The 13,968-nt window shown below is 63.7% G+C and carries 12 protein-coding genes; 1 reads left to right on the top strand and 11 read right to left on the bottom strand.

Features of this window, described 5'->3' with window-relative positions:
- Window positions 1-50 precede the first annotated feature (50 nt).
- The 7 genes from HWY30_RS00245 to HWY30_RS00275 all read right to left on the bottom strand — a co-directional run bounded on the left by HWY30_RS00245 (window position 51) and on the right by HWY30_RS00275 (window position 8,756).
- Window positions 51-935, bottom strand: coding sequence for an SMP-30/gluconolactonase/LRE family protein (locus HWY30_RS00245; protein ID WP_090810614.1), 885 nt, complete (start codon window positions 933-935; stop codon window positions 51-53).
- Window positions 932-1,699 (bottom strand): D-xylose 1-dehydrogenase, encoded by a 768-nt coding sequence (xylB, locus tag HWY30_RS00250; protein WP_090811818.1) that lies wholly within the window; start codon window positions 1,697-1,699, stop codon window positions 932-934. The genes HWY30_RS00245 and xylB overlap by 4 nt, the downstream gene beginning before the upstream one ends.
- Window positions 1,700-1,764: 65 nt before the next feature.
- Window positions 1,765-4,170 carry a glycoside hydrolase family 3 N-terminal domain-containing protein gene (locus tag HWY30_RS00255; RefSeq protein WP_090810615.1) on the bottom strand — a complete coding sequence of 802 codons (2,406 nt, stop codon included), beginning with the start codon at window positions 4,168-4,170 and terminating at the stop codon, window positions 1,765-1,767.
- A 278-nt stretch (window positions 4,171-4,448) separates the two neighbouring features.
- On the bottom strand, window positions 4,449-5,579 hold the full coding sequence (locus tag HWY30_RS00260; protein WP_090810616.1) for an ABC transporter ATP-binding protein: 1,131 nt from the start codon (window positions 5,577-5,579) through the stop codon (window positions 4,449-4,451).
- Window positions 5,580-5,648: 69 nt separating this feature from the next.
- The gene (locus HWY30_RS00265) at window positions 5,649-6,479 is read right to left on the bottom strand and encodes a carbohydrate ABC transporter permease (RefSeq protein WP_090810617.1); all 831 of its coding nucleotides are present in this window, start codon (window positions 6,477-6,479) and stop codon (window positions 5,649-5,651) included.
- 3 nt (window positions 6,480-6,482) lie between these two features.
- Window positions 6,483-7,400, bottom strand: a complete 918-nt coding sequence (locus tag HWY30_RS00270) for a carbohydrate ABC transporter permease (RefSeq protein ID WP_244144714.1) — start codon at window positions 7,398-7,400, stop codon at window positions 6,483-6,485.
- A gap of 60 nt (window positions 7,401-7,460) precedes the next feature.
- The gene (locus tag HWY30_RS00275) at window positions 7,461-8,756 is read right to left on the bottom strand and encodes an extracellular solute-binding protein (RefSeq protein WP_090810621.1); all 1,296 of its coding nucleotides are present in this window, start codon (window positions 8,754-8,756) and stop codon (window positions 7,461-7,463) included.
- A gap of 272 nt (window positions 8,757-9,028) precedes the next feature.
- Between HWY30_RS00275 and HWY30_RS00280 the strand changes: the two genes are divergently transcribed.
- A complete protein-coding gene (locus HWY30_RS00280) occupies window positions 9,029-10,078 on the top strand; it encodes a LacI family DNA-binding transcriptional regulator (RefSeq protein WP_026226194.1) in 1,050 nt (349 codons plus the stop codon).
- On the opposite strand, the gene HWY30_RS00285 is transcribed toward HWY30_RS00280, so the two are convergent.
- From HWY30_RS00285 to HWY30_RS00300, 4 genes are all read right to left on the bottom strand, one after another.
- A complete protein-coding gene (locus HWY30_RS00285; RefSeq protein ID WP_090810623.1) occupies window positions 10,057-10,446 on the bottom strand; it encodes a type II toxin-antitoxin system VapC family toxin in 390 nt (129 codons plus the stop codon). The genes HWY30_RS00280 and HWY30_RS00285 overlap by 22 nt on opposite strands.
- On the bottom strand, window positions 10,446-10,775 hold the full coding sequence (locus HWY30_RS00290; RefSeq protein ID WP_409259442.1) for a type II toxin-antitoxin system Phd/YefM family antitoxin: 330 nt from the start codon (window positions 10,773-10,775) through the stop codon (window positions 10,446-10,448). The genes HWY30_RS00285 and HWY30_RS00290 overlap by 1 nt, the downstream gene beginning before the upstream one ends.
- Before the next feature lie 584 nt (window positions 10,776-11,359).
- A complete protein-coding gene (locus HWY30_RS00295) occupies window positions 11,360-12,490 on the bottom strand; it encodes an ABC transporter ATP-binding protein (RefSeq protein ID WP_090810625.1) in 1,131 nt (376 codons plus the stop codon).
- A gap of 112 nt (window positions 12,491-12,602) precedes the next feature.
- Complete coding sequence (locus HWY30_RS00300) at window positions 12,603-13,940, bottom strand: GH1 family beta-glucosidase (protein WP_090810627.1); 1,338 nt, start codon at window positions 13,938-13,940, stop codon at window positions 12,603-12,605.
- Window positions 13,941-13,968: the final 28 nt, after the last annotated feature.

Genomic DNA, 13,968 nt, shown 5'->3' on the forward strand with positions numbered 1-13,968 from the left:
AACGTCAGGGTTGCGTTTTGCGGCTTGTCCTGTCGCTGTGTTTTTGTCGTCTAGCGCTCGAAGCCCACCGTGCAGCGCGCCTGAGCCTGCCCCGCCGCCGGCGCGCGGAACGAGAACAGCCCGCCCGCCTGCGGCTGATGCTGGCGCTCGACCGCCGTCAGTCCCTTCCATGCGGTGGACACATAGACGGTTTGCAGATCGTCGCCGCCGAACGCGAGCTTCGTCACGTTCGCGCACGGCAACGGCACCTGATCGACCAGCTCGCCCGCCGGCGAGTAACGCTCGATCCGCCAGCCGCCGAACAGCGCGATCCACACGAAGCCGTCGGCATCGACGGCCATGCCGTCGGGATGGCCGTCGCCGGAGATGGCGGCGAAGATGCGCTTGCCCGACAGCGTGCCGTCCGCGGCGACGTCGAAGGCATAAACCACGCGCCGCATCGTGTCGTTGTGATACAGCGTGCGGCCGTCCGGGCTCATCGCCGGGCCGTTCGTGATCACGTAGTCGTCGTCCTGCGCGATCGCCGCGCCTTGCTCGTTCACGCGATACAGCGTGCCGCTCGGCGCCTCTTCCGCATCGTCCATCGAGCCGAACCACAGGCGTCCCCGTGCATCGACGAAACCGTCGTTGAGGCGGTTGCCCGGCAGATGCGGTTCGACCTCGGCGAGCTTGCTGAACTCGCCGCTCGCCGGATCGAAGCAATGCAAGCCGGATGGCAGCCCACATACGAACGTGCCGTCCGCGAGCGGCGCCAGAAAACCGGGCTGGTCGGGCGCCTGCCACGTCTGCTGCTCGCCGGTCGCGACGGACAGCCGATGAATCCGGCGCCCCTTGATATCGACGAAATACACCGCGTTTTCGGCGGCCTGCCATAGCGGCCCTTCGGCCAGTTCGGCGCCGACCGCCCATACGCACACTGGGACCGGCATGCTCATTCTCCGTACCACCCTGCGTCGACGAAGTAATCGCGGCCGGAGCAGCGTGACGCGTCGTCGGACGCGAGGAACAGCGCCATACGCGCGACGTGCTCGGGCTCGATGCGCAGTTGCAGACATTGACTCGCGACGACCTTCGCTTCGCTCTCAGCCGATTGCCACAGTTGCATCTGCCGCGGCGTCTTCACCGCCCCGGGGATGATGCAATTCACGCGGATGCCCGCGCTGCCGAGATCACGCGCGAGACCACGCGTGAGCCCTTCGATGCCGGCCTTGGCGGTCATATAGATCGCAAGGTTCGGCAGCGCGACATGCCACGACACCGAGCCCAGATTCAGGATCACGCCGCGCCCCGCGCGACGCATACCGTTTGCGGCGGCCTGCGCGCAGAAGAACTGGTGGCGCAGATTCACCGCGATACGGTCGTCCCAGTAGCTCGCGGTGAGTTCGCCGATTTCGTGCCGGTCGTCGTTGCCGGCGTTGTTGACGAGCACGTCGATCGGGCCCGCCGCATCGACGATTTCGGCGAACGTGTGTTCGATCGCGTCGACATTTTTCAGGTCGCAGCGGCGGAACAGCGGCGGATGCTTCGCGTGGCGAAGCGTTTCCTGCAGCGCGAGCGAATCGTGCTCGGCGACGTCGAGGAAGAACACGCGCGCGCCTTGCTGCGCGAAGGCCTCGACGATCGCGGCGCCGATCCCGCCGCCGCCGCCGGTCACGACGATGATTTTGTCCGACAAACTTGGATAGGTTGCGTACGACATCAGATTTTCCACTTGTTACGAGTAGGACCACACACAGGACGGCGCTCGCCGCCCTGACCCGCCGCTTAGGCTACGATCTCGACCTCGCTCAGCATGCGCCAGTTGCGTTCGAGCGTTCTCGTCGCGGAACCCGCGACGGCGACCGTGCCGCTCAGATGAATGTCGCGGCTCGAGCTGCCGACCAGCAGATCGAAGTCACCGGGCTCGACGATACGCTCGCCGCACGCGTCGGTGAAGTTCAGCATGTCGACCGGCAGTTTCACGCGCACACGCGCCGACGCACCGGCCGCGAGCAGCACGCGCGCAAACGCCTTCAGCTCGCGGACCGGCCGCGCGACCGACGCGTGCCGGTCGCGCACGTAGATCTGCACGATCTCGGTGCCGTCGCGCGCGCCGATGTTGTCGACCGTGAAGCTCAACTCGATCGTACCGCTTTCGATCGGCACTTCGCTGTGCGCGAGCGCAAGATCGCCGTAACGGAACTGCGTATAGCCGAGACCGAAACCGAACGGATAGCGGCAGCCGAAATGGTATGCAATCGGCGTTCCCGCGCTCTTCAGACGATGGTTATACACGTACGGCACGGCGCCCGCGCTCTTCGGCACCGACAGCGGCAGACGGCCGCTGAAATTGGCGCGGCCCACCAGCAGATCGGCCAGCGCCTCGGCGCCACGCTCGCCCGGCGCGAACGCCATGATCTGCGCGGCGATGCGCTCTTCGAGGCCGCCGAGATTGTACGGACGGCCGCCCGTCATCACGACGACCGTCGGCGTGCCGCTATCGACCACCGCCTGCAGCAACGCCTGCTGCACACCCGGCAGGTCGAGGCTGTCGGTATCGGACCCTTCGCCGACCGTGCCGGACTGGAACAGGCCCGCCAGATCGCCGACGAACACCAGCGCGACGCCCGCTTGCCGCGCGGCCTCGACCGCGGCCGCGATGCCGTCGGTGTCCTTGCTGATCAGCTCGTCGCAATGCGCGTCGCCGGTCAGATCGAGCGACACGTCGCCCGGAAACACCGGCGCGCCCGCGCGGCGCTCCTTGATGATGTCGCAACCCTGCGCGTGAATGACGCGCTCGTCGCCGAGCAATGCGCGCAGCGAACGCAGCGGCGTCGCGATCGAAGCAGTGGACTGCTCGCCGCTGTTGATCAGGTGCACCGGGAAGCTGTAGCCGGCGAGCAGCGCGAGCGGATCGTCGGCGGTCGGGCCGATCACCGCGATCTTGTCCGGGCCGCGCGCGTCGAGCGGCAGCACGTCGCCTTGATTGCGCAGCAGCACCGCCGATTCGAGCGCGACCTGATACGCGGTATCGCCCGCGGTCGCGCTTTTCACGTCGACGCGTTCGGGATCGACGTACGGATTCTCGAACAGGCCGAGCTGGAATTTCACGCGCAGCACGCGCGAGACGGCGGTGTCGATCGTCGCTTCGCTGATCTCGTTGCGCTCGAGCGCTTCCTTCAGATGCACCGCGCACTCGTGACCCGGCAGCTCGACGTCGAGCCCGGAGTTGAACGCGAGGGCCGCGGCCGACGCGCTGTCGCGCGCCACCGCATGATGGCTGAACAGCAGGTCGACGCCCGCGTAATCGGCGACGACGAGACCGTCGAAGCCCCATTTCTCTCGCAGCGTGTCGTGCAGCAGCGCGCGATCGCCATGACAGGGTACGCCGTCGACGTCGTGATAGGCGGGCATCACCGAACCCGCGTTCGCGAGCTTCACGGCCATTTCGAAAGGCAGCATGAACACGTCGTTGAGCTCACGCGGACCGACATGCACCGGCGCATGATTGCGGCCGCCTTCGCTCGCCGAATGACCGACGAAATGCTTGAGCGTCGCGAGCAGATCGCGCTGTTCGCCCTGCAGGCCCTTCACGTAATGACACGCGAGCACGCCAACCAGATACGGGTCTTCGCCGAGCGTCTCCTCGGTGCGGCCCCAACGCGGGTCGCGTGACACGTCGAGCACCGGCGCGAGCCCCTGATGACAGCCGATCGAGCGTGCCTGCGCGCCGATGATCGTGCCCACTTCGCCCACCAGTTGCGGATTCCACGTCGCCGCATAGTTCAACGGCGACGGGAACAGCGTCGCGTCCTTGATCATGAGCCCGACGAGGCATTCCTCGTGTGACATCACCGGAATGCCGAGGCGCGTGTCTTCGACCATCTTGCGCTGCAGCTCGTTGAGCGCGCGTACGCCTTCTTTCGGATCGACCGTATGCGTGCCGAGCGGACGCGTGATCTGGCCGAGGCCATGCTGCAGGATCTCGTCGATCGTGATCTGGTTGGCGCTCTGCGCGAAATCGATGCTACGCGCCTTGTGATTGCCATCGACCGACAGCTTCAGCCACGCGGCGTGAAGCTGCGCAATCTTTTCGTCGAGTGTCATGCGCGCGAGCAGATCGGCCACGCGCTCTTCCACGGCTGCCGCCGGATTGCGGTAGAGCGGGACCTCACTTTGGCGAAGCAACATCGAAAACTCCTTTTTTTATCGTGGTGTACGAAGCGCATGAAGCGCCGACAAATCCGTTGTTTCTGACAAGCGTGCGGCATGGCGTTGCTTCAGCCCGGATGCCATCCCTTCTATTTCAGATACCTTTCCAGACTTCGCAGTCCTGCTAATCGATCGAACGCAGCCGCGACTCGAATTCGCCGTGTTTGATCGACTACGGGTCGTTCGTCGCGTCTAGCGACGCGATGCAATGGGACCGCGCTTGCTCGCGTCGTGCAAGCAGCGCGATCGCAAGCGGATCAGTGCAGACGCGGCAGCGCGAAATCCTTGTCGTCGAACACGTGGCACGCGTGCGGTGCGAACGCCAGTTCGACGCGTTCGTCGTGCGTCACGCCACCGTCGCCGGGCAGCTTGGCGATCATCGCGTTGCCGTCGCGCACGCCACCGTCCACATGCACGTAGCTGTGCTCGCCCATCCGTTCGACCAGGCGCACGGCGCAGCGGATTGTCTGGACGCCGGCCTGCGCCGACGGCAGGGCAAGATGCTCCGGCCGGATGCCGAGCGTGACCTGCGAACCGACGCGCTGCCTGCGGCCGTCGACCTCGGCGCGCACGCGCTCGCCCGTGGTCAGCTCGACCTGAATGCCCTTGTCGTCGACCGCGAGCACCGTGGCCGGCATGAAGTTCATCTTCGGCGAACCGATGAAGCCGGCGACGAAGCGGCTCTTCGGCCGGTGGTACAGATCGAGCGGCGCGCCGATCTGCGCGATGCTGCCGTGCTTTTCCATGTCCGCGCCGGCGTGCAGCAGCACGATCTTGTCGGCGAGCGCCATCGCTTCGATCTGGTCGTGAGTGACGTACACCGCGCTCGCGCGGTTGAACTCGCGATGCAAACGGGCGATTTCGGTACGCGTCTGCACGCGCAGCGAGGCGTCGAGATTCGACAGCGGCTCGTCGAACAGGAACACGCCCGGCTCGCGCACGATTGCGCGCCCGATCGCCACGCGCTGGCGCTGGCCGCCGGACAGCGCAGCGGGGCGGCGTTCGAGGTAGCTGTCGAGTTGCAGCGCGGCAGCGGCGCTGCGCACCTTCTTGTCGATGATGGCCTTATCGACCTTCGCCTGACGCAGGCCGAATGCCATGTTCTCGTACACGCTCATATGCGGATAGAGCGCGTAGTTCTGGAACACCATCGCGACCTGGCGCTTCGCGGGTTCGACGTTGTTCATCAGTTGACCGTCGATGCGCAGTTCGCCGTCGGTGATCGATTCGAGACCGGCGATCATGCGCAACAGCGTGGACTTGCCGCAGCCCGACGGCCCGAGGAACACGCAGAATTCGTCCCTGCCGACTTCGAGGTTGGCGTCGCGGATCACCGAGTTACCGCTCGTATAGGACTTCTGTACGTTAGTGAGAGAGATGCTTGCCATATCGTTTATGCGAAGTTCGGTGTGCGGGCCACTTTGGCCCACACGATTCGAGGTGAGGTGCGATGCGGATCAGCCCTTGAGCGAGCCGGCCATCATCCCCTTGATCACGCGCTCCTGACCGAACGCGTAGGCAACAATCAGCGGCAGCGACGTGAGCACGAGGACGGCCAGCATCGAGGGTATGTTCGACGCGTATTGCCCCATGAAGTCCCAAATCGCGAGCGGCAGCGTACGGTGCTCGGCCGTCGACGTGAGCATGTACGCGAAGATGAACTCGTTCCACAGACCAATGCCGTTGAAGATCGTCACGGTGGCGAGCCCCGGTGCCGAAAGCGGGAAGAAAATACGCCAGAAGATGCGGAACGGACTGCAGCCGTCGAGCTGCGCCGCTTCTTCGAGCTCGCGCGGAATCTGGCGCATGAACTCGGTCAGGATGAAGATCGACACCGGCAGACTGAGGGCCACATAAGGGCCGAGCAGCGCGAACGCGGTGTCGTAAAGGCCGAGGTTGCGCGTGAGCAGATAGATCGGCACGAGCGTCGCATGCAGCGGCACGATCATGCCGGCGACCACCAGACCGAACAGCGTCTTGTTCAGCGAGAAGCGCAAGCGCGCAAACACGTACGCGGCCATCGCACTGATGATGACGATCAGCAGCACCGACACGCCCACCGTGAACACGCTGTTACGGAAATAAGTGAAAAACGGCCCCTGCAGCACAGCCGCGTAGTTACCCAAATACAGATGGCTCGGCGGCGCCCACACTGACGTCGCGAAGGTCTCTTCCTGGCTCTTGAAGCTCGATGCGACCATGAAGAGAAACGGAATCGTCGTGACGGCCAGCCAGATCAGTGCCAGCAGAGGAACCCCCACGCGGGGCAAGCGTAGTTTCTTGTTCATGGTTCAGACCTCGGTTGCATAACGGCGGGTGAAGTACATCGACACCGCCGCCACCGTGATGACGATAAGGAACATCGCCGAGCCGATGGTGCTGCCGTAGCCGAGTTGGAACGAACTGAACACCGTGCGATACATGTAGGTGGCCATCACCTCGGACGAGCCTTCGGGGCCGCCACCGGTCATGACGAAGACGAGATCGAAGTAACGCAGCGAACCGAGCACGGACAGCAGCACAGCGGTGCGCACCGTGCCTTGCAGGTGCGGCAGCTTGATGCGCCAGAAAATGGTCCACTCGGATGCGCCGTCGAGGAGCGCAGCCTCGTTGACCTCGGCCGGCATCGACGAGAGGCCGGCGAGGAACAGAATCATGTAGAAAGGCGCGTTCTGCCAGATGATCACGGCGATGGTCGCAGCCAGCGAAAAATGCGGATCGCCCAGCCAGTCCTTCGCGAGGCCATCAAGCCCGAATGCCTGCAGCGCGACGTTGATCGGACCGAAATTCGGATCGTAGATTTGCTTGAACAGCACACCGATCGCCACGCTCGACATCAGCAGCGGCAGGAAATAGAGAACCTTGAGCAAGCGCGAGCCACGACCGGCCTTCTCCAGCAGCACGGCGAGCGCGAGCGCGATCGGAAGCTGGACGACGATCGACGCGACAGCAAGAATCACGTTGTTCTTCAGCGATTGCCAGAACACCATGTCGTGCGCGAGCCGCGCCCAGTTCGCGAGCCCGATATAACGGGCAGTGTTGCCGAGGCCGTTCCAGTCGAGCAGCGACAGCCGCAGGCTGGAGACGAGCGGATAAAGCAGGAACACGGCCAGCAGCAGCAGCGACGGCGCAAGAAACACAACCGTGACGAGCGTTTGCGATGAAAATCTCAGCCGGCGTTCGGGTGTAGCGGAAAGTGCGATATTCACGGGCTTGTATGCCGACCGGCACCTCGCGGTGCCGGTCGGACTTTTCTTTAAGACTGGAGATCAGCCGCCCTTCTTCGAAGCGGCTTCCATTTGCTGCGCAGCAGCCTCAGGCGTCAGCGACAGACCGAACAGTGCTTGCGTCGTGTCCTTGTGCAATTCACCGAGGGCCGGCGGCAGTGCCTGGTCGTACCAGAGCTGCACGCTCGGAGCGGCGGCAAGCATTTGCTGCAGACGCTGCGTGAACGGATCGTCGATCTTGACGTTATTGACCGGCGGGAGCTTGTGGTCATCCGACGCGCGAGCCTGCATCGCCTGCTCGTCGGTCAGTGCCTGGATCAGCTTGAACGCTGCGTCCGGCGTCTTGCACTCGGTCGAGATGCTGAGGAAGCCGTCGCCGACCGTGCCGATCAGGTCGCGCGGATCACCCTTGCCACCCGGCACGCTCGGGAACGCGAAGAAGTCGAGATCCTTCGAGAACGTCGGATTTTCGTTCGCGATCGTCGAAGCTTCCCAGGCGCCCATCAGCTCCATGGCGGCCTTGCCCGTGTACAGCAGGCGGCGCGAGGCGCCCGAGTCGTAATCGAGACCGTTGATGCCCGGTGCGAACGCGCCAGCCTTCACGAGTTCCTGAATGCGCTTGCCGGCTTCGACGAACGCCGGATCTTCGAAGCCCTTGCCCTTGCCTTCGATCGCGTCCTTCACCACTTGCGGACCGCCGATACGGTCGACGAGGTACATGTAGTACATCGAACCGGTCCACTTGTTCTTGTTCGCGAGCGAGAACGCTGCAACGTTGTGCGACTTCAGCACTTCAACGACGTGCATCAGTTCATCCCACGTCTTCGGCGGCGTGATGCCGTACTTCTTGAAGACTTCCTTGTTGTAGAAGATCACCGCGGCCGCCGCGTTTTCGGCGGCAACACCGTAGGTCTTGCCGTCGAACGTCGTGACATTCCACGACGCTTGCATGAAGCGGCTGCGGAACGCCGGATCCTTCTCCAGGTACGGCGTGAGGTCGGCGATCTGGCCGGATTTCACGTACTCGTGCAGCCCGCCGCCGCCCCAGTTCTCGAACACGCACGGCGGCTGGTTCGCGCCGAAAGCGACCTTCAGCTTAGTCTTGTACGCCTCGTTCAGGACGTGCGAATTCTCGACCTTGTAGCCCGGAACCGCCTTTTCGAATCGATCCGAGGCGTCGCGAATGATCTTGCTCGACGACGCATTGGTCTGCTGGTCCCATACCGTGATCGTCTTGGAGTCCGCCGCTACGGCGTTCGAAACAACTGCAGACAACGAAAACAGCAGCGCCGTCGCGCCGATGATGGACCGCGCTTTAAACAAAGCCGGGTACGCCATGGGTGTGTCCCCTCTTCTGGATTTATAAGAAATCACCGAAACATTAACGTTAGCCTTAACGTTAGTGAATGTTAGGTCGATGCGTGAAGTAAGGCTATGCGGGATTTTACCTGGTCCCGGCGGGCTGCGACGCAACGGCCGGATAAGATGGACCGATTGCGGGAAAGCTGAAATATAAAGGGTTCTGCTAGAATAACGACTACATAAACGGTATCGCTAACGCGATTAGCGAGTCGACCCATCCAATGACCTCTCGCACACCTTCGACCCGCATGGCAAGACAGACCCCAACGCTTGAGCACGTTGCCAAGCTTGCCGGGGTGTCCCAGATGACCGCGTCGCGCGCTCTCAACGGCCGTCCCGGCGTGTCGCGCGAAACCCGCGACGAAGTCCTGAGAATCGCGTCGGACATCGGTTACGTCGTCAACCGCACCGCGCAGAAACTGTCGGGCGGCCGCAACGGCATCATCGGCATCATCACGCCGACACTCGACACGCAATTCTCCAGCGAACTGATTCTCGGCGCGGGCCGCGCGGCGCGTGGCGCGGGCTGCGAGATGCTGGTCTACACGGTGTTCGACGAAGATCGTCATACGCATCACGACCTGCTTGGGCTCATCCAGCAATTCTCCGACGGTATCCTCGCAATTCTTCCGCGCGAGTCGCTGTGCCTCGAGGCGCTCGCCACCGCGAAGGTACCGGTCGTCGTCGTTGATCAGCGCGGCACGCTGACGGGCTTCCCGTCGGTGTCGGTCGACAACTACGGCGGCGCCTGTCTCGCGGTCGAGCACCTCGCCGAGCTCGGTCACAAGCGCATCGCGTTTCTGGCCGGCGACGAAACGATCGAAGGCGTGCGCGACCGGCAACGCGGCTATCACGACACGCTGGCTCGCCTCGGCCTGCCGCGCGAAGACGCGCTGGTCGCCGCGGGCGACCTCTCGCAAATGATGGCGTTCGACGTCACGTTCGACCTGCTGAACCTCGCCGAGCCGCCCACCGCGATCTTCACGGCCAACGACCAGAGCGCGTTCGGCGTGATCGCCGCCATCCGCGAAGCGGGACTGCGCGTGCCGGACGACATCTCGGTGATCGGCTTCGACGACATCCCGATGTCCGAGCAGTTTCACCCGGCGCTCACCACGATCCGCCAACCGTTCCAGCAAATGGCGCGCTCGGCGGTCAACACGCTGCTCGCGCAGATCGCCGGGATCGACGCCGCTTCGCAACGCATCACGCTGCCGGCGGAACTGGTGGTGCGCGATTCCACCGGCCCAGTCCGCACCAGGCAGCGCCGCGTCCGTCACCAGATCGTTTCGACGTAAGTCGACGCGCGCACTTTCGCATCCGAAGTCACGAGCGCGCCGCCATGCGTGCGCGCGGTCGCGACGATCAGGCGTTGATGCAAGGCGAGCGTGGGCGGCAGCGTGGCCGCGCGAAACGCGATCTCCGTGTCGACCGGAATCATCCGCACGCCGTCGAGCGACAGAAACGTCGACATCCAGCTGCGCGCGTCCATCGACAGTCCGAGACTGCCGACCTTCACGAACTCCGCGATTTCGAACGCACTGATTGCCGAAATCAGGATCTCGCCGCCGGCGAGCTCCCGATCGATCGCATCGTGCGCGGCCTGGCTCAGCGCTTTCTGCCTGCCGAGCCAGCACACGAGCGCAAGCGTGTCGAGCGTGATCATTACTCGTCCTGCTCGGCAGTGACAGGCTGCAACGCGTGCTTCAGGTTGAAATGCGTAATCGACGCGCGCAGCAGCTCCAGCGGATTTTCCTGCTTGCTGCGATACGGCCGGATTTCGATGGTGGGTTGCCCGCGGTCGGTGACGACCACGGTTTCGCCCAATGCCTCGACCTGACGGAACAGCTCGCAGGCCCGGGACTTGAAAATGGCTTTAGATACTCGCTTTTCCATGACGCTCTCCACCCAGCAAAAATCCAACGGTATTTTTTGTATCGGGCCGGTGCGCCCGCAGGCAAACACCCGCGATGCGTGCCCGACATTCTTTATCAACCTTGCTCTCAGTCGTTGCTTCCTAGCCTACCGCCAGGAGCTCCCTCAAGCTCCAATCCAACTCGCGGCGACAACTACCGTAACCGCGACACAGCCTGCAACGGTCGCGCCAATTCCTGCGCGCAACCGATGCACGTTCATCTAATCAATTGGTTTTACACAGACCGCTCTTGCCATACCGGGTCGCGCCGGATAGCGGCGCGGCGCGTCTTGGCTTGCAATGTTTTGCCCCGTGTTATAGATCTTCGAATAGATGCAAACTTGCCAGAACGTTACCCTTAACGTTAGCGGATGTTAATGGCGCATGTTCGCGGCCGCCATGCGGAGTTTACCTAAGCTCCGAACCACTATCCGACCCCTCGACTGGACCCGCTAAATCAAGCCCGGCAAGGAGAAAGCTCGATGCAAGGCGTCGAAGGTACCGCGTAATATTTAATGCGAACTGGCTAACGTCATCGCTGCTTGCGTCAGTCTTCGTCGTTCGATGCAGGGAGCCCTGATGAAGGCTCCGCATCGAAATGCACGATCCACGCATGCAACGATTCGCGCGGCTTTACCGTTGCTCACTCGTCGACATCGACCTGTCAAACCACCGCGCCGACGTCCTCGCCGACTTCGGGTCGCGCGAGGCTCACCGCGGCGCCGTTCGCATCGAACAGCGTGACCGACGACGACGCCACCTTGATCCCGACACGCGCGCCGACCGCGTGCTGCGCGTCCTTCTTGTCGAGCTTCAGCGCGATCGCGTGCGCCATGCCATCGAGTCGAGCATGCAGGATCGAGACGTCGCCGAGATGCTCGACCAGTTCGACACGCGCGGCGAGACCTTCGTCGAGCGAGCCGATGCCCAGATGCTCGGCGCGCACCCCGAGCGTCAATTCGCCACTGACCGGCTGCGCCAGCCGGCCGGGCAGCACGATGCGCTGGCTCGCGCCGGCGAGCGCCACGACGGTTTGCGCATCGCTTCGCGACACCAGCGTCGCGGTCAGCATGTTCATCTGCGGCGAGCCGATGAAGCCGCCGACGAAGCGGTTCGACGGCCGCTCATACAGGTCGAGCGGCGCGCCGGTCTGCTCGATGCAGCCTTTGTTGAACACGACGATCTGCTGGCCCAGCGTCATCGCCTCGACCTGATCGTGCGTGACGTAGATCATCGTCGTGCCGAGTTCGCGATGCAGCTTCCCGAGCTCAATACGCATCTGCACGCGCAGCGCAGCGTCGAGATTCGACAGCGGTTCGTCGAACAGGAACACGCGCGGCTTGCGCACGATCGCCCGCCCGATCGCGACGCGCTGGCGCTGGCCGCCCGACAGCGCCTTCGGTTTGCGCTCCAGCAGATGTGTGATCTGCAGGATCTCGGCGGCACGGCCCACCGCCTCGCGCACTTCCTTTTTCGACTTGCCCGACAGCTTCAGCGAAAAGCCCATGTTTTCCGCAACCGTCATGTGCGGGTAGAGCGCGTAGCTCTGGAACACCATCGAGATGCCGCGGTCCGTGGGCTGCAGATCGTTGACGCGTACGCCGTCGATCAGAATGTCGCCGCCCGTCACCGACTCGAGCCCCGCGATCATGCGCAGCATCGTCGACTTGCCGCAGCCCGACGGTCCCACGAACACCGTGAACTGGCCGTCCGGGATGTGCAGGTCGATGCCCTGGATCACCTGCGGTCCTTCGCCATACGTCTTCGTGACGTTGCGCAATACGAGTTCGCCCATTTGATGCCTCCTCCTCGATCCTTGTACTTGCAGACCCCGCGTGACGCTATCCCACTGCCGCACTACTGTCGCGCGACGCGAGGTTCGATGCGCCCGTCGCCGGGCGTGCGCCTCAGCGCACGGCCGCGACGCCGGCGTGTTGCGCGATCACGTCGCGATACCACAACGCGCTGTCCTTCAGCGTGCGCTCCTGGCTCGCGTAGTCGACGTAGACCATGCCGAAGCGCTTGTCGTAGCCCGACGCCCATTCGAAGTTGTCCATCAGGCTCCAGGCGAAATAGCCCGCCACGTCGACGCCCTGTTTCACCGCGTCCGACAAGGCGGCGAGATGCAGGTCGTAGAAGCGCACGCGCTCGGCGTCGTGCACGCGGCCGTTATCGAGCACGTCTTTCGCCGCGCAGCCGTTCTCGGTGATGTAGATCGGCGGCAGCTTGTAGTCGGCGTTGATGCGCGTCAGCAATTCGGTGAGACCTTGCGGATAGACTTCCCAATCCATGTCGGTGAAGCCGAGCGCGCCCGGCGGACGCTTCTCGCCCGATGCGCTCGCGAAGATCCGCGTGTAGTAGTTGACGCCGAGGAAGTCCATCGGCGTGCCGATCACGTCGAAATCGCCGCTCCGGATCACGTCTTGCGGACCGTTCGCGCCATACCATTCCAGCGCCTCGGCCGGATACTCGCCCTTGAACAGCGGGTCCATGTACCAGCGCACGAACTTCGCGTATTCGAGCGACGCGGCGGCCTGATCTTCGGGCGCATCCGTCGCGCCATGCGCCGGCGACTGGTTCAGCACGATGCCGAGCGGCGCCTTCACGCCATCGGCGCGCAGTGCCTGCAACGCGAGACCGTGCGACAGCAGCAGATGGTGCGAGACATGCGCGGCCTTCTTCAGATCGGCGTTGCCCGGCGCGAAATAGCCGGTTGCGTTGCCGAGCCACGCGGTGCACCACGGTTCGTTGTGCGTCGCGATCGATGCAATGCGATCGCCGAGCACGCTGCCGATCTTGCGCGCGTAGTCCGCGAAGCGATAAGCGGTGTCGCGGCTTTCCCAGCCGTTTTGCGTATGCTGCAGCGACAACGGCAGGTCCCAGTGATACAGCGTTGCGAACGGCTGGATGTCGCGCTCGAGCAAACCGTCGACGAGGCGCTCGTAAAACGCAAGGCCCTTGTCGTTGAATGCGCCGCGGCCAGTCGGCTGCACGCGCGGCCAGGCGATCGAAAAGCGATAAGCCTTGACGCCGAGTTCGGCCATCAGGTCGAGGTCTTCCTCGACCAGGTGATAGTGATCGCATGCGACATCGCCGTTCTCGCCGTTCACGACCTTGCCCGGCACGTTGCAGAACGCGTCCCAGATCGACGGGCCGCGGCCGTCCTCATGCGCTGCGCCTTCGATCTGGTAGGAACTCGTGGCGACGCCCCAGACGAAGTCTTCGTTGAATCGATACGTCGACATAGATGATGTTGTCCTGAGTGTCACGCCC

The organism is Paraburkholderia tuberum STM678, from assembly GCF_902833905.1.
Lineage (GTDB): Bacteria > Pseudomonadota > Gammaproteobacteria > Burkholderiales > Burkholderiaceae > Paraburkholderia > Paraburkholderia tuberum.

Bases quoted from the DNA above. Each gene is read 5' to 3' on its own strand.
- HWY30_RS00245 (WP_090810614.1), bottom strand. From the start codon at position 935: ATGAGCATGCCGGTCCCAGTGTGCGTATGGGCGGTCGGCGCCGAACTG.
- xylB (WP_090811818.1), bottom strand. From the start codon at position 1,699: ATGTCGTACGCAACCTATCCAAGTTTGTCGGACAAAATCATCGTCGTG.
- HWY30_RS00255 (WP_090810615.1), bottom strand. From the start codon at position 4,170: ATGTTGCTTCGCCAAAGTGAGGTCCCGCTCTACCGCAATCCGGCGGCA.
- HWY30_RS00260 (WP_090810616.1), bottom strand. From the start codon at position 5,579: ATGGCAAGCATCTCTCTCACTAACGTACAGAAGTCCTATACGAGCGGT.
- HWY30_RS00265 (WP_090810617.1), bottom strand. From the start codon at position 6,479: ATGAACAAGAAACTACGCTTGCCCCGCGTGGGGGTTCCTCTGCTGGCA.
- HWY30_RS00275 (WP_090810621.1), bottom strand. From the start codon at position 8,756: ATGGCGTACCCGGCTTTGTTTAAAGCGCGGTCCATCATCGGCGCGACG.
- HWY30_RS00280 (WP_026226194.1), top strand. From the start codon at position 9,029: ATGGCAAGACAGACCCCAACGCTTGAGCACGTTGCCAAGCTTGCCGGG.
- HWY30_RS00285 (WP_090810623.1), bottom strand. From the start codon at position 10,446: ATGATCACGCTCGACACGCTTGCGCTCGTGTGCTGGCTCGGCAGGCAG.
- HWY30_RS00295 (WP_090810625.1), bottom strand. From the start codon at position 12,490: ATGGGCGAACTCGTATTGCGCAACGTCACGAAGACGTATGGCGAAGGA.
- HWY30_RS00300 (WP_090810627.1), bottom strand. From the start codon at position 13,940: ATGTCGACGTATCGATTCAACGAAGACTTCGTCTGGGGCGTCGCCACG.